The sequence below is a fragment of the Pseudomonas sp. BF-R-30 genome (assembly GCF_019956175.1).
Lineage (GTDB): Bacteria > Pseudomonadota > Gammaproteobacteria > Pseudomonadales > Pseudomonadaceae > Aquipseudomonas > Aquipseudomonas jessenii.
In genome coordinates, this window is sequence record NZ_JAHBDE010000055.1 from 113,446 (window position 1) to 139,626 (window position 26,181).

19 protein-coding genes are annotated in these 26,181 nt (G+C 60.8%); 9 read left to right on the top strand and 10 right to left on the bottom strand.

The features are described from left to right. Positions 1 to 48: 48 nt before the first annotated feature. The 3 genes from ampD (at position 49) to KGB20_RS29370 (ending at position 3,778) form a co-directional block, all read left to right on the top strand. Positions 49 to 609, top strand: coding sequence for a 1,6-anhydro-N-acetylmuramyl-L-alanine amidase AmpD (ampD, locus tag KGB20_RS23335; protein ID WP_154910441.1), 561 nt, complete (start codon positions 49 to 51; stop codon positions 607 to 609). Beyond that, positions 606 to 1,442, top strand: coding sequence for a regulatory signaling modulator protein AmpE (ampE, locus tag KGB20_RS23340; protein WP_057716469.1), 837 nt, complete (start codon positions 606 to 608; stop codon positions 1,440 to 1,442). The genes ampD and ampE overlap by 4 nt, the downstream gene beginning before the upstream one ends. Positions 1,443 to 3,073: 1,631 nt before the next feature. Next, positions 3,074 to 3,778 (top strand): methyl-accepting chemotaxis protein, encoded by a 705-nt coding sequence (locus KGB20_RS29370; protein WP_371919027.1) that lies wholly within the window; start codon positions 3,074 to 3,076, stop codon positions 3,776 to 3,778. 27 nt (positions 3,779 to 3,805) lie between these two features. Here KGB20_RS29370 and KGB20_RS23350 read toward each other — a convergent pair whose 3' ends face one another. Both KGB20_RS23350 and cra read right to left on the bottom strand, forming a co-directional pair. Beyond that, complete coding sequence (locus KGB20_RS23350; protein ID WP_150812832.1) at positions 3,806 to 4,582, bottom strand: TatD family hydrolase; 777 nt, start codon at positions 4,580 to 4,582, stop codon at positions 3,806 to 3,808. 3 nt (positions 4,583 to 4,585) lie between these two features. Beyond that, positions 4,586 to 5,581 carry a catabolite repressor/activator gene (cra, locus tag KGB20_RS23355; RefSeq protein ID WP_150812831.1) on the bottom strand — a complete coding sequence of 332 codons (996 nt, stop codon included), beginning with the start codon at positions 5,579 to 5,581 and terminating at the stop codon, positions 4,586 to 4,588. Positions 5,582 to 5,871: 290 nt separating this feature from the next. Between cra and ptsP the strand changes: the two genes are divergently transcribed. The 4 genes from ptsP (at position 5,872) to KGB20_RS23375 (ending at position 13,149) form a co-directional block, all read left to right on the top strand. Beyond that, positions 5,872 to 8,733 carry a phosphoenolpyruvate--protein phosphotransferase gene (gene ptsP / locus KGB20_RS23360; RefSeq protein ID WP_150812830.1) on the top strand — a complete coding sequence of 954 codons (2,862 nt, stop codon included), beginning with the start codon at positions 5,872 to 5,874 and terminating at the stop codon, positions 8,731 to 8,733. After that, positions 8,733 to 9,674, top strand: coding sequence for a 1-phosphofructokinase (gene pfkB / locus KGB20_RS23365; RefSeq protein ID WP_154910439.1), 942 nt, complete (start codon positions 8,733 to 8,735; stop codon positions 9,672 to 9,674). The genes ptsP and pfkB overlap by 1 nt, the downstream gene beginning before the upstream one ends. An 11-nt stretch (positions 9,675 to 9,685) precedes the next feature. Continuing rightward, complete coding sequence (locus KGB20_RS23370) at positions 9,686 to 11,425, top strand: PTS fructose-like transporter subunit IIB (protein WP_150812828.1); 1,740 nt, start codon at positions 9,686 to 9,688, stop codon at positions 11,423 to 11,425. A gap of 182 nt (positions 11,426 to 11,607) precedes the next feature. Then, positions 11,608 to 13,149: an alkaline phosphatase D family protein gene (locus KGB20_RS23375; protein WP_150812827.1), complete on the top strand. Its 1,542-nt coding sequence runs from the start codon at positions 11,608 to 11,610 to the stop codon at positions 13,147 to 13,149. A 120-nt stretch (positions 13,150 to 13,269) separates the two neighbouring features. Here KGB20_RS23375 and KGB20_RS23380 read toward each other — a convergent pair whose 3' ends face one another. Both KGB20_RS23380 and KGB20_RS23385 read right to left on the bottom strand, forming a co-directional pair. Then, positions 13,270 to 15,798, bottom strand: a complete 2,529-nt coding sequence (locus KGB20_RS23380) for a PepSY domain-containing protein (RefSeq protein WP_154910438.1) — start codon at positions 15,796 to 15,798, stop codon at positions 13,270 to 13,272. A gap of 248 nt (positions 15,799 to 16,046) precedes the next feature. Continuing rightward, complete coding sequence (locus tag KGB20_RS23385) at positions 16,047 to 18,371, bottom strand: TonB-dependent receptor (RefSeq protein WP_057716460.1); 2,325 nt, start codon at positions 18,369 to 18,371, stop codon at positions 16,047 to 16,049. 207 nt (positions 18,372 to 18,578) lie between these two features. Here KGB20_RS23385 and KGB20_RS23390 point away from each other — a divergent pair, with 207 nt between their 5' ends. Beyond that, the gene (locus KGB20_RS23390; protein ID WP_090453057.1) at positions 18,579 to 19,259 is read left to right on the top strand and encodes a Fe2+-dependent dioxygenase; all 681 of its coding nucleotides are present in this window, start codon (positions 18,579 to 18,581) and stop codon (positions 19,257 to 19,259) included. Then, a complete protein-coding gene (locus tag KGB20_RS23395) occupies positions 19,260 to 20,021 on the top strand; it encodes a tetratricopeptide repeat protein (protein WP_223473472.1) in 762 nt (253 codons plus the stop codon). A 157-nt stretch (positions 20,022 to 20,178) separates the two neighbouring features. Here the strand turns inward: KGB20_RS23395 and KGB20_RS23400 are convergent, their stop codons facing one another. From KGB20_RS23400 to KGB20_RS23425, 6 genes are all read right to left on the bottom strand, one after another. Beyond that, on the bottom strand, positions 20,179 to 21,342 hold the full coding sequence (locus KGB20_RS23400; protein ID WP_056728269.1) for a type III PLP-dependent enzyme: 1,164 nt from the start codon (positions 21,340 to 21,342) through the stop codon (positions 20,179 to 20,181). Positions 21,343 to 21,753: 411 nt separating this feature from the next. After that, positions 21,754 to 22,125 carry a hypothetical protein gene (locus KGB20_RS23405; protein WP_150812824.1) on the bottom strand — a complete coding sequence of 124 codons (372 nt, stop codon included), beginning with the start codon at positions 22,123 to 22,125 and terminating at the stop codon, positions 21,754 to 21,756. Positions 22,126 to 22,315: 190 nt separating this feature from the next. After that, the gene (locus KGB20_RS23410) at positions 22,316 to 23,473 is read right to left on the bottom strand and encodes a betaine/proline/choline family ABC transporter ATP-binding protein (RefSeq protein ID WP_154910437.1); all 1,158 of its coding nucleotides are present in this window, start codon (positions 23,471 to 23,473) and stop codon (positions 22,316 to 22,318) included. Further along, positions 23,470 to 24,123 (bottom strand): ABC transporter permease, encoded by a 654-nt coding sequence (locus KGB20_RS23415; RefSeq protein WP_057716456.1) that lies wholly within the window; start codon positions 24,121 to 24,123, stop codon positions 23,470 to 23,472. The genes KGB20_RS23410 and KGB20_RS23415 overlap by 4 nt, the downstream gene beginning before the upstream one ends. Positions 24,124 to 24,135: 12 nt before the next feature. After that, positions 24,136 to 25,029, bottom strand: a complete 894-nt coding sequence (locus tag KGB20_RS23420; RefSeq protein WP_154861577.1) for a glycine betaine ABC transporter substrate-binding protein — start codon at positions 25,027 to 25,029, stop codon at positions 24,136 to 24,138. Positions 25,030 to 25,049: 20 nt separating this feature from the next. After that, entirely contained in the window at positions 25,050 to 25,766 is a 717-nt protein-coding gene (locus KGB20_RS23425) for an ABC transporter permease (RefSeq protein ID WP_057716454.1), read from the bottom strand. Positions 25,767 to 26,181 lie beyond the last annotated feature (415 nt).

Below are 26,181 nucleotides of genomic sequence, written 5' to 3' on the forward strand. Positions count from 1 at the left end.
ATTATCGCGGCATACTGTGCCAATACAGTCGACGTTGAAGGAATCGGTATGCAGTTGGACCCCGCGAGCGGTTGGATTCAGGGTGTGCATGTCTGCCCCTCTCCCAACTTCAATGCGCGCCCCACAGACGAAATTTCCCTGCTGGTGATCCACAACATCAGCCTGCCGCCGGCGCAGTTCGCCACCGGCAAGGTGCAGGAGTTTTTCCAGAATCGTCTGGATGTCACCGAACATCCCTATTTTGAAGGGATCGTGGACTTGCGGGTGTCGGCGCACTTTCTGATCGAACGTGACGGTACCGTTACCCAGTTTGTTTCGTGCCTTGAGCGTGCGTGGCATGCGGGCGTCTCGAGCTTCGAGGGGCGGGAAACCTGTAACGATTTTTCCGTGGGCATCGAGCTCGAAGGCACGGATGATCTGCCATTCACCGACGCGCAATACCACGCGTTGACAGCCCTGACGCGCCAGTTGCAACAGGCGTTCACGGCAATCACCACAGAGCGCATCTGCGGGCACAGTGACATTGCACCGGGGCGCAAAACCGATCCAGGGCCGGCGTTCGACTGGGCACGCTATCGTGCCGCCCTGGCACAAGAGGAAGGACGATGAGTTTTCTGGTGTTGCTGTTGGCGGTGTGGATCGAGAAGTTCTCGGCCCTGCGCCATCGGGTTCAGCGTGACAATGGCTGGACACATGAGCTGAACAAGCTTGAGGCCAGCCCGCGATTTTCAAACCGACCATGGCTGGTGCTGTCGATACTGGTCTTGTTGCCGGTGGCGTTGCTGGGGTTGCTGCTGGTCGTCATCGAGCCGGTGGCCTACGGCTTGCTGGCGTTGCCGATCCATATGCTGGTAGTCATCTACAGCCTGGGGCGCGGTGATCTACTGGGCGATCTCGGGCCGTTCCGCGATGCCTGGCGTCGGGAGGACCTGCAAGCGGCGGCCCATGTCGCCCAGCGCGATCTGGATATCTGTGCAGACAATGGCGAGCAGCTGCTGGAGCAGGTCGAAGGGCATTTGCTGTGGGAGGCCTACCAGAGCTTTTTCGCGGTGATTTTCTGGTACTTCCTGTTGGGTCCGGTTGCGGCGCTGAGTTATCGGTTGCTGGCGCTGGCCGAAGAGCACGGGAAAAACCCTGCAGTGGTCGAGCGCGCCGGGCAACTGCGTCACGCCTTCGACTGGTTGCCGGTGCGTCTGCTGGCCGCGAGCCTGGCGTTGGTCGGCAATTTTGTCGCGGTCAGTCGGGTGATGCTGCATGAGCTGCTGAACTGGAACATCAGCGCCGCGCAATTGATCGTGAAAGTCGGGCTGGTGGCCGGTGAAATTCCGGCGCCGGTGACCGGCGCGGAAGGTATCAACAATCTGGACCGCATCTGGGCGCTGCTGCTGCGTGCGGCGGTGCTCTGGTATGCCGGGTTTGCGTTGTGGACGGTCCTGCATTAACCCGGCTGTCTGAGCCATTGTGGCGAGGGGGCTTGCCCCCGTTGGGTGGCGAAGCCGCCCTATGCGATTTGACAGTTGAAACGTGGATCTACGACCTACGACTGCTGCGCAGCCGAACGGGCGGCCCGACAAGCCCCTCGCCACATCGAGTTCGCTTCGTATCGCTCGCGGACTTCTGTCGTTAACCTTAAGTTACAAAACCTCCTGCCGATTTAAGTTATACAGAGATAGCGTCGAATAGTGGCTATCTGCTTTCTGTCTGCGCCTGCCAATAAAAAAAATAAGAAACTGAAGGGAGACATCCAGTGAAGAGCTTGCTCTATCCCGCTGTCGCACTGATGAACCGTCTGAGCTTCGGTATGAAGTTCAGCCTGATCAGCGTACTGTTCCTGGTGCCGATGCTGGTGACCAACTTCTATCTGGTGCGTGACTCCTACCGCGAATTCCAGGGCACGCGCATCGAACTGCAAAGTCTCGACCTGTTGGGCAGCAGCCTGACGTTGCGGCGCGATCTGGAAACCCTGAACAACCTGGTGCAGATCAATGTCAGCCTCGGCCAATCCGGCAAGGCCGGCAACGTCGAGTCGAAAATCAGCGCCCTTGAGCAGAATATTCTGACTCGCCTGCAAGGGCTGACGGCGATGACCAGCGACCCGGAGCAGGTTGCGGTGTTTGATGGCAAACGCGATGAAATGATCGCCGCGTTCAAGGCCCAGCAAACGGAAAATTCCCTGCAAAGCAAAAGTGCCTTGATCGGCAAGCTGGTGGGCAGCGCGCAGATTTTCAGCCAGCTCATCACCAGCCAGTCCGGTCTCAGTCGCGACAACCAGAGCGACATGCGCCAGTTGAGCGAGCTCGTCACCCTCGTCACGCCACGGGTCACCCAGATCCTGGGCGAAGGTCGGGCAATGGGGTCTTACTCGTTGGGACAGGGATTCATCAACTCGGCTTCGAGTACCCGTTTCGATGAATTGCTGGCGCAGATTGAAAAGCTCCAGGCCGAGTATGGCCTGAAGTTGCAGGATGCCCTGGGTTCCAGCAAGGCTGCGCGTGAGACCCTGGCCACTCAGGCCGATAGCAGCCGGGCATCCTTGAAGAAAGCCAGCGAGCTGTTCGAAGAACAAGTGGTCATGGCTGATACCCTCGATGCGCCATGGCAGGGCTTTTACGATCAGGTCAGCGTCCTGATGGACCAGACCTACCAACTCAACGAAGCGGTCCTGAAGTATCTCGGCCCGCAATTGCAGCAGCGACTTGAGCAGAATCGCACGCACATGGTCTTGCAGGCCGTGGCGCTGTCAGTCGTCTTTGTGTTGATCTTTTATCTCTACGGCGCTTTCTATGCCTCGACCCGCACCACGCTCAAGCGCCTGGGCGCGGTGATGGACAAGGTGGCGGCCGGCGACATGACCGTGACCTTCAGCGCCCACAGCCGCGATGAGCTGGGGGAGCTGGGCGAAGTGTTCAACGGCACGGTGAAAAAGATCCATGACCTGATCGAGCGGGTGGGGCAGACCGTCAGCGAAGTCGAGCGTCAGGCCGGCCAGGTGGAAAGCGTTTCCGCGCAAAGCAACCAGGCCGTCGCCGGGCAGCGCACGCAGATCGAACAAGTGGCCACGGCGATGAACCAGATGTCGGCCACTTCCCAGGAAGTGGCGCGCAGTGCCGCCGCGGCGGTGAGCAGTGCCCACAGTGTCAACGATGAGACCATCAGTGGTCGTGGCCTGGTGGAGTCGCAGCAAGGCAGCATTGCCGCGCTGGCCAGCGAGATCGATCAATCGGTACTGGTGATCAACCAACTGGCCAGCGACAGCCAGTCCATCAGCCGTGTGCTCGAAGTGATCAAGAGCATCGCCGAGCAGACCAACCTGCTGGCGCTCAATGCCGCCATCGAGGCGGCACGGGCCGGTGAGCAGGGCCGTGGTTTCGCCGTGGTAGCCGACGAAGTCCGGACCCTGGCCAAACGAACCCAGCAGTCGACCGAAGAAATCGAGCAGATGATCGCCAAGCTCCATGGCGGTGTCGGCGCGGCGGTCAAGGCCATGGGCACCAGCCATGAAATGGCCAATGGCACGGTCGGGCAGTCGGAAAAGGTCCAGCGGGCGCTGGAAAACATCTTGGGAGCGGTCGGCATGATCGTCGACCAGAACCAGCAGATTGCCGCCGCAGTGGAACAACAAACCGCCGTGGCCCACGACATCGACCAGAACATCGTCGAGATCAATCGCGCCGGCGAGCGCACCGCTGAAGGTGCGCATCAGACCGAAGATGCCAGCCGGGCGTTGTCGGCCCAGGTCGTGGAGTTGAAACAGTTGATCAGCGCGTTTCGGGTGTAGCGGTCGCCTGATACCACAGGATTTGATTCACCAGTTGAACAACTCGCAAGCATTGGCCGTACTGGTCGCAGCCAATTGCTCGGGGCTGATCGCCATGATGTCGGCCAGTGCCGCGCAGATCGCGGGCAGATGCGCGGGGCTGTTGCGTTGGCCGGGGAACATGGCGGGCGCCATGTCCGGGGAGTCGGTTTCCAGCACCACAGAATCCAGCGGTAGCTTGGCCAGCACTCGGTGCATGCGCAGTGCTTGAGGCCAGGTCGCGGCGCCGCCCAGGCCGAGTTTGAAACCCAGCTTGATGTATTCCCGGGCTTCTTCCTGGCTGCCAGCAAAGGCGTGGATGATGCCGGCCCGTTTCAGGCGAAACCGTTTGAGCGTGGCAATCACCGCCGCATGGCTACGCCGCACATGGATCAGTGCTGGAAGATTGAAGTCCGCCGCCAGTTGCAATTGCGCCTCGAACAACGCCTGCTGGCGGTCGCGGTCCAGGTTTTCGATGAAGTAGTCCAGGCCGATCTCGCCGACGGCACACAGTTGCCGATGGCCAGCCAGGCGGGTCAGCCAATCGCCGAGTTCGCTCAAGTCTTCAGGGCGATGATCGTCCAGATACACCGGGTGCAATCCGAACGCCGCATGCTGGTCGGGATCGTTTTGCACCAGCTCCCAGACCCGCTGCCAATTGGCCTGATAAACCCCCAGCACCACGATCCGCCGCACCCCGAGGGCGCGGCTTTCGGCCAGCAGCGCCTGACGGTCGGCGTCGAAGTCCGGAAAATCCAGATGGGTGTGGGTGTCGATCAGCTCCACGGTTCAGTCCTGGCGAATACGCTGCTTGAACGTGCGCGCAATGGCTTGCACACCGGGCCGGTAATCCGACTGCTCGATGGCTGCCAGGGCCAGCGCGAGGGCTTTGTCGGCGATCAACTGGTGCTGCTGGGCCATGGCGTTGACCGGCAGCGGCAGGAAGTCCAGCAACTGAGTGTCGCCGAACGTGCCGAGGCGCAGCGGGCGGTTTTTCAGCGGGAAGTCGTGCAGCGCATCGAACACGCCTTGAAGCAGCACGTAGGATGTGGTCACCAGGGCATCGGGCAAATGACCCAGGCGCTGCAGCAATTCTTCCATCAATTGTTTGCCGCACTCGCGGCTGAAGGATTCGCCTTCTTCAATCAGCACCTCACCGTTGAACCCGACGAGCGCCTCTTTGAAGCCGGCGCAACGTTCCTGGCTGATGCTCAGCTCCGGGCGGGCGCCGATCAGCGCGATCTGTTTGGGCAAGGGATCGAGCAGGCTGCGGGTCAGTTGCAGGCTGGCCTCGCGGTCGTCACTGATCACCGAGCAGAAATGCTCGGGTTCCATGACCCGGTCGATGGCGATGATCGGAATGCCCTTGGCCTGCAATTGGCGATAGCTGTCGTCGCCGGGCGGCAGGCAGCTGGCAACGATCAGTGCGTCGCAGCGCCGGGCGCGGAACAACTGCAGCAATTGCCGTTCGCTGTCCGGCGCATCGTCGGAACTGGCGATCAGCAACTGATAACCCCGGGCCCGCGCACCTTGTTCCAGCAATTTGGCGATTCGCGCGTAACTGGGGTTTTCCAGATCCGGCAGAATGAACCCCAATGTGCGGGTGTGTCGGCTGCGCAATCCGGCGGCCTGTGGGTTAGGCGTGAAGCCATGTTGTTCGACGACCGCGCGCACGCGTTCGACGGTAGCGCTGCTGATGCGCTGTTGTTCGGCCTTGCCATTGATGACATAGCTGGCGGTGGTGACGGACACACCGGCCAACTGGGCGATATCACTGAGTTTCAACCCGCTGTTTCCTTGTTTTTTCGAGATTGCCTCGACATTTTCGTCAATCCTAACCGATTAAGGCAGGCGACCATTGTCGCAACGCATCCGACAAGTTGGACTTCAAGGATGGGCCAATTTCGAGTAACGTGCCAATCGATATAGATTAAACGTTTCAGCAAGCGTATTTTCTACGTTTTAGGCGCCTTTGGCCGGTTCTGCCGTGAAACCGCCAAAAGCGATGACCAAGCGCCTAAGCTGACTCATTCAAAACAATACCTGGTGCCCCAAGGCGCCAAAAAGGAGAAAGCATGCTCGAGCTCACTGTAGAGCAGATTTCGATGGGCCAATCGGCTGTGGATAAGTCCGCAGCGCTGCAATTGCTGGCCGGGCATCTGGTCGCCGACGGCCTGGTTGCCGAGGGTTATCTCGCCGGCTTGCAGACGCGGGAGGCTCAGGGCTCGACCTTTCTCGGTCAAGGTATTGCCATCCCCCACGGTACGCCCGAAACCCGCGACCTGGTGTTCACCACCGGTGTGCGCCTGATGCAGTTCCCCGATGGCGTGGACTGGGGCGATGGTCATATCGTTTACCTGGCGATCGGCATCGCCGCCAAATCCGATGAACATCTGCGCCTGTTGCAATTGCTCACCCGCGCCCTCGGCGAGACTGACCTGGGCCAGGCCCTGCGTCGCGCCGGCTCCGCCGAAGCCTTGCTGAAGTTGCTGCAAGGCGCGCCGCAGGAGTTGGCGCTGGATGCACAGATGATCGGTCTCGGTGTGGCGGCCGAAGATTTCGAAGAGCTGGTCTGGCGTGGTGCACGTTTGCTGCGGCAGGCCGACTGCGTGAGCAACGGTTTCTCCGCCGTGCTGCAGCAGGTTGAAGCGCTGCCCTTGGGCGATGGCCTGTGGTGGCTGCACAGCGAACAGACGGTGAAGCGTCCGGGCCTGGCCTTCGTTACCCCGGACAGACCGCTGCGTTATCTCGGCCAGCCACTCACTGGACTGTTCTGCCTGGCCAGCCTCGGTGAGGCCCATCAAGCCCTGCTCGAACGCCTGTGCGCGTTGTTGATCGAAGGGCGTGGCCATGAGTTGGGGCGCGCCACCAGCAGCCGCAAGGTCCTCGAAGTGCTCGGTGGTGAAGTGCCCGCCGACTGGCCCAGCGCGCGAATTGCATTGGCCAACGCCCACGGTTTGCATGCGCGCCCGGCGAAAATCCTCGCGCAACTGGCAAAGAGTTTTGAAGGTGACATCCGCGTACGCATCGTCGATGGCCATGACAGTGCGGTGTCGGTAAAGAGCTTGAGCAAGTTGCTCAGCCTCGGCGCCCGTCGGGGACAGGTCCTGGAAATCATCGCCGAACCGGGCATTGCGGCGGATGCGTTGCCGGCCTTGTTGGCCGCCATCGAAGAAGGCCTCGGTGAGGAAGTCGAACCGCTGCCGCCGGTAAGTCAGGCGCGTGAAGTCGTTGCCGATATGGCCGAAGTGGTCCTCGCTCCGTTATCTGGCAGCGTGGTTCAGGCGATTGCCGCCGCTCCGGGGATCGCTATCGGCCCGGCGCATATTCAGGTGCTGCAAACCATCGATTACCCGTTGCGCGGCGAGTCCGCCGGCATCGAGCGCGAGCGCCTCCAGCACGCCCTGGCGCAGGTACGCCGTGACATCCAGGGCCTGATCGAGCGCAGCAAGAGCAAAGCCATTCGCGAAATCTTCATTACCCACCAAGAGATGCTCGACGACCCGGAACTGACCGATGAGGTCGATACGCGCCTCAAGCAGGGCGAAAGCGCCGAGGCGGCGTGGATGGCCGTGATTGAAGCGGCGGCTCGGCAGCAGGAAGCGTTGCAGGATGCCTTGCTCGCCGAGCGTGCGGCCGACTTGCGCGACATCGGGCGTCGGGTGTTGATGCAGCTCAGCGGCATCGAAACCCCGAGCGAACCGGATCAACCGTACATTCTGGTGATGGACGAGGTCGGCCCGTCCGACGTTGCGCGTCTCGACCCGGCTCGCGTGGCGGGGATTCTCACCGCTCGGGGTGGAGCTACAGCGCACAGTGCGATTGTTGCCCGGGCGCTGGGTATTCCGGCCTTGGTCGGCGCCGGTCCCGGCGTGTTGCTGCTGGCACCGGGTACGGCTTTGCTGCTCGATGGCCAGCGTGGTCGCCTGCATGTGGACGCTGACGCGGCGACCTTGCAGCGCGCCACGGCCGAACGCGATACCCGCGAGCAACGCTTGAAGGCGGCTGCTGAACTGCGTCATCAACCGGCATTGACCATCGATGGCCACGCCGTCGAAGTGTTCGCCAACATTGGTGAAAGCGCCGGCGTCACCAGTGCGGTGGAGCAGGGCGCCGAAGGCATTGGCCTGTTGCGCACCGAACTGATTTTCATGGCCCACCCGCAAGCGCCCGACGAGGCGACCCAGGAAATCGAGTACCGCCGCGTTCTCGACGGTCTGGCCGGGCGGCCGCTGGTGGTGCGCACCCTCGATGTCGGTGGCGACAAACCGCTGCCGTACTGGCCGATTGCGAAGGAAGAGAACCCGTTCCTCGGCGTGCGCGGCATTCGCCTGACCTTGCAGCGTCCGCAGATCATGGAAGCGCAACTGCGCGCCTTGCTGCGGGCTGCCGACAACCGGCCGCTGCGGATCATGTTCCCGATGGTGGGCAGCGTCGACGAGTGGCGCCAGGCCCGTGACATGACCGAACGCCTGCGCCAGGAAATCCCGGTCGCCGACCTGCAACTGGGGATCATGATCGAAGTGCCGTCGGCGGCATTGCTGGCACCGGTCCTGGCCAAGGAAGTCGATTTCTTCAGCGTCGGCACCAACGACCTGACCCAATACACCCTGGCCATCGACCGTGGCCATCCGACGCTGTCGGCCCAGGCCGATGGCTTGCATCCGGCGGTGCTGCAACTGATCGACATCACCGTGCGTGCGGCCCATGCTCACGGTAAATGGGTCGGTGTGTGCGGCGAGCTGGCGGCCGACCCGCTGGCGGTGCCGGTGCTGGTCGGCCTCGGAGTGGATGAGCTCAGCGTCGGGGCGCGCAGCATTGCCGAGGTCAAGGCGCGGATTCGCGAACTGGGCTTCACTCAGACTCAAACCCTTGCCCGACAGGCGCTGGCCGTGGGCAGTGCCAATGAAGTGCGCGCATTAGTGGAGGACTTGTAATGTCCCGGATTCTTACCTTGACCCTCAACCCGGCGCTGGACCTGACCGTCCAGTTGCGGCGCCTTGAAGCCGGCCAGGTCAACCGCAGCGATGTGATGCACACCCACGCCGCCGGCAAAGGCGTGAACGTGGCGCAAGTGCTGGCGGACCTCGGGCATCAGCTGACCGTCAGTGGCTTTCTTGGCGAAGACAACCTGCAAGCGTTCGAAACATTGTTCGCCAAACGCGGTTTTGTCGATGCCTTCATCCGTGTTCCGGGCGAAACCCGCAGCAATATCAAACTGGCGGAAAGCGACGGCCGCATCACCGACATCAACGGGCCGGGGCCGCAGGTCAGCGAGGTGGCACAGCAGGCCTTGATGGATCGGCTGGAGCAGATTGCTCCGGGGCACGATGCGGTGGTTGTCGCCGGAAGCTTGCCGTTGGGCGTCAGTGCGCAATGGTTGCAGGCGTTGATATTGCGCTTGAAGAACCTGGGGCTGAATGTCGCCCTCGACACCAGCGGCGAGGCATTGCGCGCAGCGCTGAAAGCGGGGCCGTGGCTGATCAAACCCAACACTGAAGAGCTGGCCGAGGTGCTGGGCTGCGAGGTCGTGTCGGTCAGTGCCCAGGCCTTGGCGGCGGAGCGTTTGCATGCCCAGGGTATCGAGCATGTGGTGATTTCCCATGGCGTCGATGGCGTGAACTGGTTCAGCGTCGGCTCTGCGCTGCATGCCACGCCACCCAGGGTCAACGTCGCCAGCACGGTGGGCGCGGGTGATTCGTTGCTGGCGGGGATGCTCCACGGTTTGCTCAGTGCCGATACGCCGGAGCAGACCTTGCGCACCGCCACGGCGATTGCCGCGATGGCAGTGACCCAGATCGGATTCGGCATTGGCGATGCAGCGCAACTGGCGCAGCTCGAACAGGGTGTGCGCGTGCGTCCCCTGACAGAACAATAAGAGGGATTGTCATGAAGTTAGCCATCGTTACGGCCTGCCCGAACGGCATGGTCACCAGTGTGCTGTGTGCCCGGCTGCTCGATGCCGCGGCCCAGCGCCAGGGCTGGAGCACCAGTGTCGAAGTCACCGATGCCGCGCATCCCGAAAAGCAACTGTCGGCGGCCACCCTCGACGCGGCGGAGTGGGTGTTGCTGGTGACCAGCGCGCCGGTGGAAATGTCGCGTTTTGTCGGCAAGCGAGTGTTCCTGAGCACCCCGGCCCAGGCCCTGCAAGACGTGGAAGCCGTGCTGCGCCGTGGAGCGCAGGACGCTCAGGTTTACGCCGCCGAAGAGGCCGCCGTCGAACCTGTGGCGGTTGTCCAGAACGCGCCGCGACTGGTGGCCGTTACCGCGTGCCCGACGGGTGTCGCTCACACGTTCATGGCCGCCGAAGCCTTGCAGCAAGCGGCCAAGCGCCTGGGCTATGAGCTGCAGGTGGAAACCCAGGGCTCGGTCGGCGCGCGCAATCCATTGAGCGCGCAAGCGATTGCCGAGGCCGATGTGGTGCTGCTGGCGGCCGATATCGAAGTCGCCACCGAGCGTTTCGCCGGCAAGAAAATCTATCGCTGCGGCACCGGCATTGCCCTTAAGCAAGCCGAAGCGACGTTGAAAAAGGCCTTGGCCGAAGGCCAACAGGAAAGCGCATCGAGCGCTGCCAAAACAACGGCCAAACAGGAGAAGACGGGCGTCTATAAACACCTGCTGACCGGCGTGTCCTTCATGTTGCCGATGGTGGTGGCCGGCGGCTTGATGATCGCCTTGTCGTTCGTGTTCGGCATCACCGCGTTCAAGGAGGAGGGCACGCTGGCGGCGGCGTTGATGCAGATCGGTGGCGACAGCGCGTTCAAGCTGATGGTGCCGCTGCTGGCAGGCTATATCGCCTATTCCATCGCCGACCGTCCGGGCCTCGCGCCGGGGATGATCGGCGGACTGCTGGCGAGCACCTTGGGCGCCGGTTTCATCGGCGGGATCATTGCCGGCTTTCTTGCCGGTTATGCGGCCAGGGCGATCAACCGTTATGCGCGATTGCCGCAAAGTCTTGAGGCGCTCAAGCCGATCCTGATCATCCCGCTGCTGGCGAGTCTGTTCACCGGTCTGGTGATGATCTACGTGGTCGGCAAACCGGTCGCCGGGATGCTTGCCGGGCTCACGAACTTTCTCGACAGCATGGGCACCACCAACGCGATTCTGCTCGGTGTGTTGCTGGGCGGCATGATGTGCGTCGACCTCGGCGGGCCGATCAACAAGGCGGCCTATGCGTTTTCGGTGGGGTTGCTGGCGTCGCAGAGCTACGCGCCGATGGCGGCGACCATGGCGGCCGGCATGGTGCCGCCGATCGGCCTGGGCATCGCCACGTTCATTGCCCGACGCAAGTTCGCCCAGACCGAGCGCGAGGCCGGCAAAGCAGCGCTGGTGCTGGGGCTGTGCTTTATCTCTGAAGGGGCGATTCCTTTTGCGGCGAAAGATCCGCTACGGGTGATTCCGGCGAGCATCGCCGGCGGTGCGCTGACGGGTGCGTTGTCGATGTATTTCGGCTGCAAATTGATGGCGCCCCATGGTGGGTTGTTCGTCCTGGCGATCCCGAATGCGATCAACCATGCGCTGCTCTACCTGTTGGCGATTGTGGCGGGGAGTCTGTTGACGGCGGTGGCGTATGCGCTGGTGAAACGGCCGGAGGTGGTGGAGTTGGCGGTAGAACCCGTCACCGCCTGACACCTGACCCTGTGGGAGCGGGCTTGCTCGCGAAAGCGGAGTGTCAGCAATGAGTATTTCGGCTGACACGACGCCTTCGCGAGCAAGCCCGCTCCCACAAGGGATCTGTGGTGTCGGGAAGATTTGTGTCATGCCAGGGTCATAGGGTCATGCTTTAGTTTTCCTTTTCCAGGGAGAACACCATGAGCGATTTCAACCTCGGGCGCCGTCGTGTCATGCAAGCGGTCGGCGCCGGGCTGTTGTTGCCGGGGCTGGCGCCGGCGGTGATCGCTTCGGTCAAGGATCGGCCGCAACTCACCGACGGCGTGCAGTCCGGCGACCTGCTGGGCGACCGGGCGATCATCTGGAGCCGCTGCGACCGCCCCGCGCGGATGGTGGTGGAGTGGGACACCCGCAGCCTGTTTCCCAACCCCCGGCGATTCGTCTCGTCCCTGGCCGATGCGCGCACCGATTTCACTGCCCGGGTCGAACTCACCGGGCTGCCCGCCGGTCAGGCGATTTTCTATCGCGTGCAGTTTGAAGACGCCCAGAGCGGTATCGCCAGCGAGCCCTGGTTCGGTCACTTGCGCAGCGTGCCGCAGACCCGCCGTGACATCCGTTTTGTCTGGAGCGGCGACACCGTCGGCCAGGGCTTCGGCATCAACCCGGACATTGGCGGCATGCGCATCTACGAAGCAATGCGCCTGCGTTTGCCAGACTTTTTTATCCACAGCGGCGACACCATTTACGCCGACGGCCCGATCCCGGCTCAGCTCACCACGGAAGGCGGCCGGGTGTGGCGCAACATCACCACCGAAGCCAAGAGCAAAGTCGCCGAGACCCTTGATGAGTACCGCGGCAATTACCGCTATAACCTGATGGACGAAAACATCCGTCGTTTCAATGCCGAGGTCCCGCAGGTCTGGCAGTGGGACGACCACGAAGTGGTGAACAACTGGTCGCCGGGCAAGCAGCTGGATGCGCGTTACCAGGACAAAGATATCCACAGCCTGGTGGGCCGCGCACGCCAGGCCTGGCTTGAATATGCGCCGATGCGTTTGCAGAGTGCCGATGGCGGAGGGCGGATCTACCGCAAGCTTGGTTACGGGCCGCTGCTCGATGTTTTTGTACTGGACATGCGCAGTTATCGCGGGCCCAACGATGACAATCAGGGCGCTGAAAAACCTTTCCTCGGGCGTGAGCAACTGGACTGGCTCAAGCGCGAAATGCAGGCCTCGAACGCGCAATGGAAAGTGATCGCCGCCGACATGCCCATTGGCCTCGGCGTGCCCGACGGCGAGGTCAGCCCTGGTGTCGCGCGCTGGGAGGCCGTGGCCAACGGTGACCCCGGCCCGGCACAGGGGCGTGAACTGGAGATCGCAGAACTGCTCGGCTTTCTGCGGGCGCAAGAGGTGCGCAACTTCCTGTTCCTGACCGCGGATGTGCATTACTGCGCGGCCCATCATTACCATCCGGACCGGGCGGCGTTTCAGGATTTCGAACCGTTCTGGGAGTTCGTCGCCGGACCGCTGAATGCCGGTAGCTTTGGACCGAACTCGCTGGATAAAACCTTTGGTCCTGAAGTGGTGTTCGAGAAGGCGCCACCCGCGCAGAACGTCTCGCCGTTTGCCGGGTTTCAGTTTTTTGGCGAGGTGAACATCGATGGGCAGAGCGGGGAGTTGAGCGTGGTGTTGCGGGATCTGGACGGGGTGTCTGTATTCGAGCGCAAGTTGCAGCCGGTTTGACTCACACCCGAGCCACTGTGGGAGCGGGCTTGCTCGCGAAGGCGTCGTGTCAGTCGAAATCATCTTTGCTGACACTCCACTTTCGCGAGCAAGCCCGCTCCCACATTGGTTCAGGGTGAATCAGTACACGTCGCGGCGGTAGCGGCCCTGTTCGATCAGACGCTCCACTTCGGCGCTACCCAACACTTCGTTGAGCACCTGATCCACGCCCGAAGCCATGCCTTGAAGGCTGCCGCAGATGTAGATCACCGCATCGTCCGCCAGCCACTTCTTGAGCTCGGCCGCCGATTCACGCAGGCGATCCTGTACGTAAATCTTTTCGGCCTGGTCGCGGGAAAATGCCAGGTCGAGGCGCGCCAGATCACCATTGATCAGCCACTCCTCCAGCTCCTTTCGGCACAGGTAATCGTGCTCGCGGTGGCGCTCGCCAAACAGCAGCCACTGGCGTTGCTGACCATCGGCAATCCGGGCCTTGAGCAGGCTGCGCAACCCGGCCAGGCCCGTGCCATTGCCCAGCAGGATCATCGGCACCGGTTGGGCCGGCAGATGGAAACCACTGTTGCGCCGCACGCGCAGGCTGATGGAACTGCCCACCGGCGCGTGTTCGGTCAGCCAGCCGGAACCGACACCGAGGTTGCCGTCGGCATGCACTTCCTGACGCACGATCAATTCCAGCACGCCATCGGCCGGGATCGACGCAATGGAATACTCGCGCATGGCCAGCGGCACGAGGGCCTCTGCCAACGCTTGGGCGTGCAGGCCGACCAGGTGGGCGCGGTTCTCCGGCAACTGGCGGCTGGCCAGGGCCTGTTCGAGGGTTTCTTCCAGGCCGTTGAGTTGCACCTTGGTTTCACCGTGAATCCCCATGCCATCGAGGAAGTGCTCGATGGCCCACGTGCAGTTGCGCGGCATCACTTCCACCAGGTCGCCCGCCAGCCAGCTGCTGGTGGAAGGAGGCTTGAGGCCCAACAAGTACACCGGCGAGCCACTGCTGTCCGGATTGAGCAGTTCACGATGCAGCAGGGTCCAGTTGTCGTAGCTGGGTGCTTGCCAGGTATCCACGGGGGCCTGGCCGGTCAACAGGCCCAGTTGCTGTTGCCAGTGGCGCAAGGCGTAAGGGTCACCGCTGTCGACCTCCACCGGGGCGAACAGGGTCTTTGCGCCCTGTTCGCCCAACCAGGCGTGCAGGCGTTTGGCGAAACCGCAGAAGTGTTGATACTGCCGGTCGCCCAACCCCAGGACGGCGTAATTCAGGCGTCCCAGGCTCGGTGTCCGGCCCAGTACCTTGCGCTCGAAACTGCGGGCGCTGTCCGGTGCTTCGCCGTCGCCGAAGGTGCTGACGACGAACAAGGCATTGTTCGATTCATGCAAGTCCTGCTCGCTGACGTCTGCCAATGGCTGCACTTTGACCGGCAAGCCTGCGGCCTGTAATTGCCCGGCGGTTTGCCATGCCAGCTGTTCGGCAAAACCACTTTGGCTGGCGAAGCCGATCAGCCACGCCGGCGCGTCGCTGGCGGTTTGCACGAGATCTTTGCGTGCATCCTTGATCTGGCGCTTTTTGCGCCGACGATCCAGGTACAGCATCCAGCCGGTGATGAAGAACAGCGGCATGGTCAGCGAGGCGATGGTCAGGATAATGCGCCCGACGATGCCGAAGTAACTACCGACGTGCAGCGCATAGATGCTGGTCAGCAGTTGCGCCTTGAGGCTCTTGTCGCTGTAGCGATCAACCCGTTTGACCACGCCGGTGGCCGGGTCGAGGGTGATCTGGTTCAGGGCGCGGTCGTGAGGCGAAGTTTTCAGCAGGAAGTAAACGGTCGCTGGTTGGCCGGCCACGGGCGGCATGCGCACGTTATAGGAGCTCAGTTGCGGACCGGCCGCACTGTAGATGCTGCTCCACATCGCCGAGTAATCGGCCGTCGGTGCCGGACCGCTTGGCGCAGGGCCGCGTCCGCCGCGCACGCGTTCGCTCTGTGGTGAGTCGGAGAGCAACCGGGTCAGGCCTTTGTTGTACCACTCGTAGGACCAGGACAACCCGGTCAGCGCCGCCAGAAGGTAAAACACCAGGCACCAGGTGCCGGCCACCGAGTGCAGGTCCCAGTTGAAGCTGCGGCCCTTTTTCTTCCAGTCCAGGGTCAGCCAGGTCCGCCAGCTTTTCCACTGGCGAGGCCAGCGCAGGTACAGGCCGGACAGGCAGAAGAACACCAGGATCAGCGTGCACGCGCCGGTGATCTGCCGACCCGTGTCGCCCATGGCGAGGAAACGGTGCAGTTGCAGCATCAGGCCGAAAAAGCCCTGGCCGGTGGCGTCGCCGAGGAACTCGGCGGTGTACGGGTCGAAGTAGCGCATCTCGCCACGGCGTTCACCCGGCGGCGGGGTGAACCACACTTTGGCGGCGCTGCCGCTGTCCGTTTCCACCGTGAGCATCGAGACTTTTTTGCCCGATGCGGCTTCGATTCGCTCCACCAGTTCGACGGGCGGCAGCACACCGGCGACCTGTTTCTCGACCTGCAACACAGAAGGATTGAGTGTGCTCAGGATTTCATCCTGAAACGACACCGCCGCCCCGGTGATGCCCATCAGGGCCAGGACCAGCCCGGCGCTGATGCCGAAAAACCAGTGCAACTGGAACAGGGTTTTCTTCAACACGTCGCTCGCCTTGTTCGTTCAAGTTGATTCATCACGGCGCGCATTATGCCGTGGGGTTGTCGAGAAGCATTCTTTTTTACGCACAAAGGCCCCGTTCATGTGGATGAACGGGGCCGGGTCTGATTTCACCCTCTCCTGTGGGAGCGAGCTTGTTCGCGATAGCGGTGTGTCGGCCAACATAAATGTTGAATGTGGCGACGTCATCGCGAGCAAGCTCGCTCCCACAGGGATTGCAGTGTGAGTGGCAATCAGAAGTGGAAGTTGGTGCTCAGCAAAGCGGTACGACCGGCCGCCTGGTTGGCGAAGTGAGTCGAGAACGCCTTGTCGTAGTAGGTTTCGTCGGTCAGGTTCTGTACGTTCAGTTGCAGGTCGACGTTCTTGGTCAGCTTGTAGGCCGCCATTGCGTCGTAACGAACGTAGGAATCGACCATGGTGGTGTTGGCGGCACTGCCGAACACATCATCGACATAGAACGCACCGCCACCGATGGTCAGCCTTGGCGTGACCTGATAGGTCGTCCACAGGCTGGCGCTGTTTTTCGGCGTGTTAGGCAGTTCGTTGCCGTTGTTGGCTTTGTTTGCCGGCAGGTCGCCGCCATCGACTTGCTCGCTGTCCATGTAGGCGTAACCGGCGAAGACCTGCCATTTGTCGGTGAGCTTGCCGGTGGCCGACAGTTCGATACCTTGAACGCGGGTTTTGCCGACGTTTTCAAACGTAGTGGTGTTGGTTTGCACACGAGCGTTTTCTTTCTCGGTGCGGAAGATGTCGGCAGTCAGGGACAAACGATCGTTCAGCAGATCCCACTTGGTACCGATTTCGTAGTTCTTGGTGGTTTCCGGCTCCATGTCGCTTTTGAGCAGGTTGCCGTTGCGATCCGGCGTGCCACCCAACGGGTTGCCTTCCGCGCCATCGCCAAGGGTGTTGCCTGGTGGAGTGGCAGACGTCGCATAGGAGGCATAGATGCTGCCGTTTTCCGCTGGTTTGTACACCACACCGAACTGACCGGTAACGAACTCGCTGGTGTCATCGCCCTTGGACGTGGTCACGCTGGAACCGTTGAAGGTTTTGTAGTCGGTGTCGAAATGGTCGTAGCGCAGGCCCATGTTCACCAGCCACTGCTCGGACAACGTCAGGGTGTCGAATACATACAGTGCGTAGGTGTTGGCCTTGGTATCGGTGCCTGCGTAGTTGCGGGAGATGGCACCGCTCCACGGATCATTCGGCGTCGGGTTGGACAGCGAGGTGCAGTTGTAACCGCTTGGCGCGCCGATCAGTGCCGGCGAGCAGTTGTTGGTTACCGCTGCCGTTCCCGGGGTGGTGTCCGTGTTGACGTTGTACGAGGACTTTTCACTTTCCTCGTGGGTGTATTCGACACCGGTGGAGAAGCTGTTCTTGAACCCGGCGATGTAGATATCACCAAACAGGTCGGTCTGGTTGGTGGTGGTCTCGGTGTTGCTCACGCGGGTGTTCGCCCGGCGCCAGACGCTGCCGTTGTTGACGTTGCCTTTACTGTCGTCCGGCTGGGTCAGGATGTAATCCTGCATGCTGGTGCCGTGACGCAGGGTGTTCTTGATGGTCAGCGAGTCGCTCAGGTCGTGCTCGATGGCGAAGGTCGCGGTGTCGGTGCGGGTCTTGCGGAAGTCGCGGTCGGTCAGACCATAGAAATTGCTGCTGTCGCCGCCGTCATTCGGCTTGTCCGGGTTGGACTTGGTGCGTCCAGCCGCGAGAGTGGTCGGGATCGAGTACGGAATGCCCGAATCCGGCGTGTCGTTGCTTTCGAGGTGGTAGTAGTCGAGGTTGACGCGAGTGTCTGTACCCAGGCCGAAAGCCAGGGACGGTGCGACACCCCAGCGGTCGTAGTCGACGCTGTCACGTCCGGCGACGTTGCTCTCATGGCTCATCAGGTTCAGACGGCCAGCGGCAGTGTCGGTGAACTGATAGTTGCCGTCCATGGTGTAGCGCTGGGTCTGGTCGGAGCCCCAGGTGAAACCACCATCGAACGAATTGCCCAGGTGAGCTTTCTTGCTGACCAGGTTGATGCTGCCGCCTGCAGCGCCGCGACCGCCGATGGCAGAGTTCGGGCCTTTGCTGACTTCGATCGATTCCACGGCGAAGATCTCGCGGCTCTGGGAACCGGTATCGCGAACGCCGTCCAGGTAGGTATCGCCCTGGGCGTCAAAGCCGCGAATGAACGGACGGTCGCCCTGTGGGTTGCCGCCTTCACCGGCACCGAAGGTGATGCCTGGAATGGTGCGCAGGGCGTCCTGCATGTTCATGGCGCCCGTGTCTTTCAACACTTGTTGCGGAATGACGGTGATCGAGCGCGGTGTGTCCACCAGCGGCGCGGTGTACTTGGGCGAGGAGGCTTTCTCTACGTTGTAGGTCGTCTCGTCCTGGGCTTCGCCGGTGATGGCGGTGGCGCCCAGCGAAATCACATTGCCCGGTGCTTTTTCGTCGGCTTTTTCCGCCGCGAAAACCATGTGGCCCGCAGAGCCGGCAGTAATCGCCATGCCGATGGCCGATGCGAGCAGACGTGGTGAACTGACCGGTACTTGTGGTTGTTGACGCGACATTTGAGTTCCCCTCCCCAAGGATTTGAGGCCGCGGAATATAGGGTAAACACGTATTCGTATCAATTGCGAAACATTACTATTCGCACTGAATTTACATTCTTTACAATTTACCCTTACGGTTTCTGCTGACTCATTCGTCAGATGTGTTTTACACAGGCAATAAGAATCAATACCATTGGCATCCCTTTGGTTTCAGGTGCTTTTGTCATGCTGCTGCACATTCCCGGCCTGTTTGAAAAAGACGAGGTGCAGCGCATTCGCGAGGCTCTGGAGCAAGCCGATTGGGCCGATGGCAAGATCACCGCCGGCTACCAGTCGGCGAAGGCCAAACACAATTTGCAGTTGCCGGAAGGTCACCCGCTGGCCAAGGAGATCGGCGCGGCGATGCTGGAGCGGCTGTGGAAAAATCCGCTGTTCATGTCAGCAGCGTTACCGCACAAAGTCTTCCCTCCGTTAGTGAACTGTTACACAGCCGGTGGCAGTTTCGACTTCCATATCGACAACGCGGTACGTCAGCCAAAAGGCAGCATCGAGCGGGTGCGAACGGATTTGTCCGCCACGCTGTTCTTCAGCGAGCCGGAGGATTACGACGGCGGCGAGCTGGAGATCCAGGACACCTTCGGCACCCAACGGGTGAAGCTGCCTGCCGGCGACATGGTGCTGTATCCCGGCACCAGTCTGCACAAGGTCAATGCGGTGACACGCGGAGCGCGACTCGCTTCGTTTTTCTGGACGCAAAGCCTGGTGCGTGAAGACAGCCAGCGCGCCCTGTTGTTCGAGATGGACGGGGCAATCCAGCAACTGACCCGCGATGTGCCCGATCATCCATCGCTGATCCGCCTGACCGGGACGTATCACAACCTGTTGCGTCGCTGGGTCGAGGTCTAAGTGGCGGATTTTCGTTTACGCCGCGAGGAAATGCTCGACGGTGAGCGCCTGCGCGCGATGCTCGACGAAAGTCCGGCCCGTGCGGCCCAGGCCATCCTGATTGCCGCACGAGAAGGAGAGGTCGAAGCCCAGGCCTTGCTCGGGCAGATTCTGCTCGACGGCCAGGGGATCGCGCAGGACCAACCGCTGGCGCTGAGCTGGTTCGGCATCGCAGCGCGCCAGGGGCACCTCATGGCGCGCAACATGCTCGGTCGTTGCCATGAGCATGGTTGGGGCTGCGCTGCCGATGCATCGCTAGCGGCCAGGCATTACCGACTTGCCGCCACTGCAGGGCTGGATTGGGCGATGTACAACTACGCCAATCTGCTGGCGACCGGTCGCGGGGTGGTTGAGGATCAGCTTCAGGCACTGAGTCTCTATCGCCGTGCGGCTGAGTTGGGCCATGCAAAATCGATGAATCTGTTGGGGCGGTATCTGGAAGAAGGGCGGGTCTGTCCGGTGAATCCGGCAGCGGCGCGTGACTGGTATCGACGTTCGGCCGAGGGCGGGGATTTTCGCGGGCAGTTCAGCTTTGCTGCAGTCTTGACCGACGAAGGGAATATCGAGGATGCGTTGGCCTGGCTGCGCAAGGCGTTGGCCGGTGGCAACCTGAATTTTCTGCGAGTGGCGAGTCAGGCGCTGATGGGCGCGGTCGATCCGAGGATCCAGGCACTGGCCCACGAATTCCATCATCGTGCCGAAGAATTAACCCCAGTCTCTTGAGCCTTTGTGGGAGCGAGCTTGCTCGCGATGACGTCATGACATTCAGCATCAATGTTGATTGAGCTATCGCCATCGCGAGCAAGCTCGCTCCCACAGAGGGTGGCGTAAATGAAAAAGCCCATGACAGGTCATGGGCTTTTTGTTTTCTACGCAGTATTTACACGTAGAACGACTTCAGCGGCGGGAAGCCATTGAACTCGACGGCGCTGTAACTGGTGGTGTACGCACCGGTCGACAGCCAGTACAGGCGATCACCGATGGCCAGGTTCAGCGGCAGGCCGTACTTGTAGTTTTCGTACATGATGTCGGCGCTGTCGCAGGTTGGACCGGCGATGACCACTTCTTCCATTTCGCCTTTCTTCTCGGTCCAGATCGGGAACTTGATGGCTTCGTCCATGGTTTCGATCAGGCCGGAGAACTTGCCCACATCCGTGTACACCCAACGCTCTACCGCGGTACGGGATTTACGTGCAACCAGTACCACTTCGCTAACCAGGATGCCGGCGTTGGCGATCAGCGAGCGGCCTGGCTCCAGGATGATTTCCGGCAAGTCATCACCGAAGTCTTCCTTCAGGAAGCGGATGATTTCCTCGGCGTAGGTTTCCAGGCTGTTGGTGCGGGTGATGTAGTTGGCCGGGAAGCCGCCACCCATGTTGATCAGCTTCAGGTGGATACCGTCTTCTTCCTTCAGGCGCTCGAAGATCACTTTGACCTTGGCGATCGCCGCGTCCCAGACGCTGATGTCGCGCTGCTGCGAGCCGACGTGGAACGAGATGCCGTAAGGCACCAGGCCCAGGTCGCGGGCGAGGATCAGCAGGTCCATGGCCATGTCGGTCTGGCAGCCGAATTTGCGCGACAACGGCCAGTCGGCGGTGGTCGAGCCTTCGGTCAGGATACGCACGTAGACTTTCGAGCCCGGTGCGGCCTTGGCGATGTTGCGCAGGTCGGCTTCGGAGTCGGTGGCGAACAGGCGCACGCCCTTCTCGTAGAAGTAGCGGATATCCTTGGATTTCTTGATGGTGTTGCCGTAGCTGATCTGGTCGGCGCTGACGCCGCGACCAAGCACTTTGTCCAGCTCGTAGATCGAGGCGATGTCGAAGCTCGAGCCTTTCTCTTTGAGCAAGTCGATGATCTCGACGGCCGGGTTGGCCTTGACCGCGTAGTAGACCTTGGCGAATTCGAAACCGGCGCGCAGGTCGTCATAGGCCTGGCTGATCATCGCGGTGTCGATCACCACGAACGGGGTTTCCTGTTTGTCGGCGAACGCCTTCATTTTCTGAAAGGTTTCACGCGCGAAATAGTCTTCGACCTGGATCGACATACCTGGGAGCTCCTAAAGGCAAACGTTGTTAATCAATGGGTGCAAATGAACGTCCTCCGTATCCCCACTTTGGTTCGCCTACTTCCCAAGGCATGTCGCCGAAAGCAAAAAGGCCATGGGAAGTGCAGCTTTCCCTTGGCCTTGCTGTCTCGTCGTCAGTACTTGAGCCGGATGGATCGTTTCCAGCATGGACGTTCGGCGCGAACTTTAGGGCGTGAGGGGCTTGAGATCAACAAAAAATGTCGCGTTTTTGCACTCTTCCGTCGTGCGGTCCCTGACAGCTACTGATGTAACCGACCTGTGTGACGGTGTGATGTTCCCCCAAAAGGGGGCGTGGCGGGAGAAAAAGCTATTGCGGTGAAAGAGCAAACTTTCACCGCAGGTCCAGAAGGACAAATGGGTGGTGGTTGATCAAAAGGCAATCAGATCAATGCTGAGACTTGCGGAAATACTGGAATACGTGACCGAAGACACGGTCACTCGAATGATGGTGCTGGCTTGCACATTTCTTAGGATAAACCTGCCGTTCATATCGCCCGCCAGGGGGCTGATAGAGGCACCCGGTGTAGACGTCGTCCACATGCCGCCACCGCTAGGAACCTGGCTGCCATTGCTATCGACAAGCTGGGCGGCGATGTCCAATTGAAAGTCATTCCCTTTTCTAACACGTTGCGGGTTGGCGATACCCCCGAAGATGATGTGTGTGGGAGGACCCGCCATGATGCCTGATGCGTTGTTTTCTGAAGCTGATTGAGCAGGCGATGTCGCGTTATCGGTTTTCATGGGTCATCTCGATAGGGGAAAAGTGTTGGATCAAGAGAAATGATCCGGGCTCAGTAGATCTTTTCCCTATCGATGGCGGAACTGTCATTTTTGCTAGTTTTTTATATTGTTTTCGAATATCTGGGCGCTCATGAGGCGTCGGGAGGCTTAGACTTCGCCCCCCAATTGCGTGTTGAGTTTTTGAAAGGCCTTAAACCAGTACTGCCTTAGCTGGCGAAACAATGCTGGTCTTGCCACCCCGGGACTTGCCGGAGCTCAAATACTCGGCGATCGACTCCTGAGTCACTTCCCCCAAGAACACCCGCTCCGCATCCATCACCGGCAACCACGAGCGATTGAACTCGTACATGCGCGACAACAGGATGCGCAAATGCTCGTCATACGCCGCCGTGGCGTTGAACTCGCGCAGGTATTGACCGCAAGTACCCGTCTGACGGTGCAGGTCGCGACGTCGTACATAACCCAGCGCCTTGTTCTCACCGTCGGTGACCACTACATAACGCCGGTCATGTTCGTCCATCAATTCCAGCGCGTCGGCCACCGGGGTTTGCGGGCTAACCGATGGTGCGTTGTCCGCCGCATCTTCGGCCTTCACCAGTAGCAGGCGCTTGAGGGTGCTGTCCTGACCGACGAAGTTGCTGACAAAGTCGTCCGCCGGATGCGCGAGCAAGGTGTCCGGATGATCAATTTGCAGCAGCTTGCCGGCGCGGAAAATCGCGATCTTGTCGCCGAGCTTGATCGCCTCGTCGATGTCGTGGCTGACCATGATCACGGTCTTGTTCAGCGCCCGCTGCATTTCGAAGAACTCGTTCTGGATCATCTCGCGGTTGATCGGGTCGACTGCCCCGAACGGCTCGTCCATTAATAGCAGTGGTGCATCCGCCGCCAGTGCGCGAATCACGCCGATCCGCTGTTGCTGGCCACCGGACAGTTCTCGTGGATAACGATGCAGATACTGCTTGGGTTCAAGCTTGATCATGCTCATCAACTCGCGGGCGCGGTCGTGGCATTTCTGCTTGTCCCAGCCGAGCAGTTTCGGCACCACGACGATGTTCTCCTCGATGGTCATGTTCGGGAACAAACCGATCTGCTGGATCACATAACCGATGTTGCGACGCAGCGTCACTTCGTCGAGGCCGGTGGTGTCTTCGCCGTTGATCAGGATCTTGCCCGAGGTCGGTTTGATCAGGCGGTTGATCATTTTCAGCGTGGTGCTTTTGCCGCAACCCGATGGCCCGAGGAACACGCAGATTTCGCCTTCATTGACGGTCAGGCTCACCGAGTCCACGGCTTTCACATCTTTGCCGTTGCTTTGGAAGGTCTTGCTGAGGTTTTGAAGTTCGATCATTTGAGCAGTCCTTTTGGAGTCAGCGAACGTTGCAGCACTTGCAGGATCAGGTCGGCGATGATCGCCAGCACACTGACCAGTACAGCGCCGACAATCAGCATCGACATGTCGCTGCGGCTGATGGCAGCGAGGATGAGTACGCCCAGGCCACCGGCGCCGATGGTCGCGGCGATGGTCATGACGCCGATGTTCATGACCACGGCAGTGCGCACACCAGCGAGGATCACCGGCACGGCGATGGGTAATTCGACCATGCGCAGGCGCTGACCGAAGGTCATGCCGATGCCGCGCGCGGCTTCACGGATGCCCGGTTCGACGTTGGTCAGGGCCAGGTAGGTGTTACGCATGATCGGCAGCAGCGAATACAGAAACACCGCGGTGATGGCCGGCATCGGACCCAGGCCCTGGCCGAACTTGGAGTAGAACGGCAGCAGCAGGCCAAACAGGGCAATCGACGGCACGGTCAGGAGCACCGTGGCGCTGGCTTGCAAAGGCCCGGCGAGGCTCGGGAAGCGTGTCATCAGGATGCCCAGCGGCACGCCAACCACAATCGCCAGGGTCACGGCGATGCCGACCAGGGTGATGTGTTGGCCGGTTAGCTGTATCACCTGCTGCCAGTCGAGGTGGGAAAAGGCGTTGAGAAATTCCATGGCTTTTCCTCCTTATTTGATTGGATGCTGGCGCAGGAAATCTGCGGCAACGGACGAAGGGCTTTGGTGATCGACATCGACCCGCGCATTGAGCTCGCGCATGGTGTCGTCGTCGAACAGCTCAGCCAGAGGCTTGAGTTGTTCGGCCAGTTGCGGATGCGCATCGAGGTAGGCCTGACGCACCACCGGTGCGGCGGTGTAGTCGGGGAAGTAATGCTTGTCGTCTTCCAGCAGTTTCAGCTTGAAGGCGTTGAGGCGACCGTCGGTGGTGTAGACCAGACCGGCAAACACCTGGCCGTTACGCAGCGCGGTGTAGACCAGACCGGCGTCCATCTGGCGGATGTTCTTGCGGGTCAGGTTCATGTCGTAGAGCTTGACCATGCCATCAAGACCGTCCGAGCGGTTGGCGAACTCGGTATCCAGCGCCACCAGATTGTTGGTCTCGGCTTCCTTGCGCAGCACCGAGTTCAGCTCGCTGATGGTGTTGATCTGCGGGTATTGGTCAGCAACGTTTTTCGGCAGTGCCAAGGCATAGGTGTTGCTGAATTTCGACGGTGTCAGCCAGACCAGGCCTTTTTTCGCGTCGAGTTCTTTTACTCGTGCGTAGGACTGTTCGCTGTCGAGTTTTTCAGTGACATGGTTGTAGGCCACCAGCGAAACGCCGGTGTATTCCCAGAGCATGTCCAGTTGGCCACTTTCATGGGCGCTGCGGGCCAGATTGCTGCCCAGGCCGCCGGTCACCTGCACCTCGTAACCTTTGGTGCGCAGGTACTGCGAGGTGATTTCCGCCAGCAGGGTCTGTTCGGTGAACACCCGGGCGCCGATGCGGATCAACGGTTTTTCCGTGGCTTGGGCAAATCCTGCGAACAGCAGGACGCAGCCTAGTAAAAAGCTTGAAGTTTTCATGACGATTCCTTTGCCGAGGCTTAAGACGGGCGCAAGCCGCGTTCGAGCCAGAGGCGGCTGGCGAGTGTCACCAGGCCGTCGAGCAACAAGGCCAGCAGGGCGGTGCAGGCCGCGCCGAGCAGCAATTGCGGCTGATTGTTCAGGGCGATGCCGGGGAAGATCAGGCTGCCGAGACTGTTGGCGCCGATCAGGAACGCCAGCGGCGCCGTCCCGACATTGATCGCCAATGCCACACGCACACCACCGATGATGATCGGCACCGCGTTTGGCAATTCGACTTTCCACAGCACCTGGCGCGGGGTCATGCCGATGCCGACGGCGGCTTCCTTGAGCGAACCCTGAACGTTTTTCAGGCCTTCGTAGGTGTTGCGCACGATGGGCAGCAAAGAGGCGAGGAACAGGGCGAAGATGGCAGGACCGCTGCCGATGCCGAGGATGCCCAAGGCGATGGCCAGGACGGCCAGGGGCGGAATGGTGTTGCCAATGTTGAAGAACTGCATGAAGCGTTCGGCACGGCCGATCATGGACGGGCGGCTGAGGAGGATGCCGGCAGGAATGCCCACGACAAGGGCGGCCAGCATGGAAGCGAGGACGAGAACCAGATGAGCTTGCAGGTAAAACAACAAATCGTCGCGGTAGTGTTCGATCGTGTTGATGCCGATCCATTGGATCAGCAGGGCCAGAAGGGCGAATACCAGCGCGCCTCCTATCAGCCCTTTGCCATAGTGGATAGCCACAGGCGGACTCCTTTTTTCAGTCGGCGAACACTTTCTCGTGTGGCAACGCCATTCCTGGCTGCCGAAAAAATGATCGCGATAAGCAGCTCATGCCGAGCGCGTTTCACTGTAGGAGCGAGCTTGCTCGCGAAAAACTTCAAGACAATGCGTACCTTCAGGTACCCAGCATTATCGTTGACGTCCATCGCGAGCAGGCTCGCTCCTACAGGGGGAAACGCACGGCAATCGAGCCATGAGCACAGCCTCGTCAGGCCGAATTGCAGGTGTTTCAGGCCCCCGACGAGTGGTCGTTACGGGGGAGTGGACGTCTCCGTGCTTTAAAAGGTTCCCATCTGAAGCAGCATTTGGCCACCCCTAATGTGCTCAACGGTTCGGTTCTTCGATCAACTTGGGCTATAATCTGCGCCCTTTTTTG

Coding starts and splice junctions, on each gene's coding strand:
- ampD (WP_154910441.1), top strand. CDS start 49: ATGCAGTTGGACCCCGCGAGCGGTTGGATTCAGGGTGTGCATGTCTGC.
- KGB20_RS23410 (WP_154910437.1), bottom strand. CDS start 23,473: ATGATCGAACTTCAAAACCTCAGCAAGACCTTCCAAAGCAACGGCAAA.
- KGB20_RS23415 (WP_057716456.1), bottom strand. CDS start 24,123: ATGGAATTTCTCAACGCCTTTTCCCACCTCGACTGGCAGCAGGTGATA.
- KGB20_RS23420 (WP_154861577.1), bottom strand. CDS start 25,029: ATGAAAACTTCAAGCTTTTTACTAGGCTGCGTCCTGCTGTTCGCAGGA.
- ptsP (WP_150812830.1), top strand. CDS start 5,872: ATGCTCGAGCTCACTGTAGAGCAGATTTCGATGGGCCAATCGGCTGTG.
- KGB20_RS23375 (WP_150812827.1), top strand. CDS start 11,608: ATGAGCGATTTCAACCTCGGGCGCCGTCGTGTCATGCAAGCGGTCGGC.
- KGB20_RS23385 (WP_057716460.1), bottom strand. CDS start 18,371: ATGTCGCGTCAACAACCACAAGTACCGGTCAGTTCACCACGTCTGCTC.
- KGB20_RS23390 (WP_090453057.1), top strand. CDS start 18,579: ATGCTGCTGCACATTCCCGGCCTGTTTGAAAAAGACGAGGTGCAGCGC.
- pfkB (WP_154910439.1), top strand. CDS start 8,733: ATGTCCCGGATTCTTACCTTGACCCTCAACCCGGCGCTGGACCTGACC.
- KGB20_RS29370 (WP_371919027.1), top strand. CDS start 3,074: ATGTCGGCCACTTCCCAGGAAGTGGCGCGCAGTGCCGCCGCGGCGGTG.
- ampE (WP_057716469.1), top strand. CDS start 606: ATGAGTTTTCTGGTGTTGCTGTTGGCGGTGTGGATCGAGAAGTTCTCG.
- KGB20_RS23400 (WP_056728269.1), bottom strand. CDS start 21,342: ATGTCGATCCAGGTCGAAGACTATTTCGCGCGTGAAACCTTTCAGAAA.
- KGB20_RS23405 (WP_150812824.1), bottom strand. CDS start 22,125: ATGAAAACCGATAACGCGACATCGCCTGCTCAATCAGCTTCAGAAAAC.
- KGB20_RS23370 (WP_150812828.1), top strand. CDS start 9,686: ATGAAGTTAGCCATCGTTACGGCCTGCCCGAACGGCATGGTCACCAGT.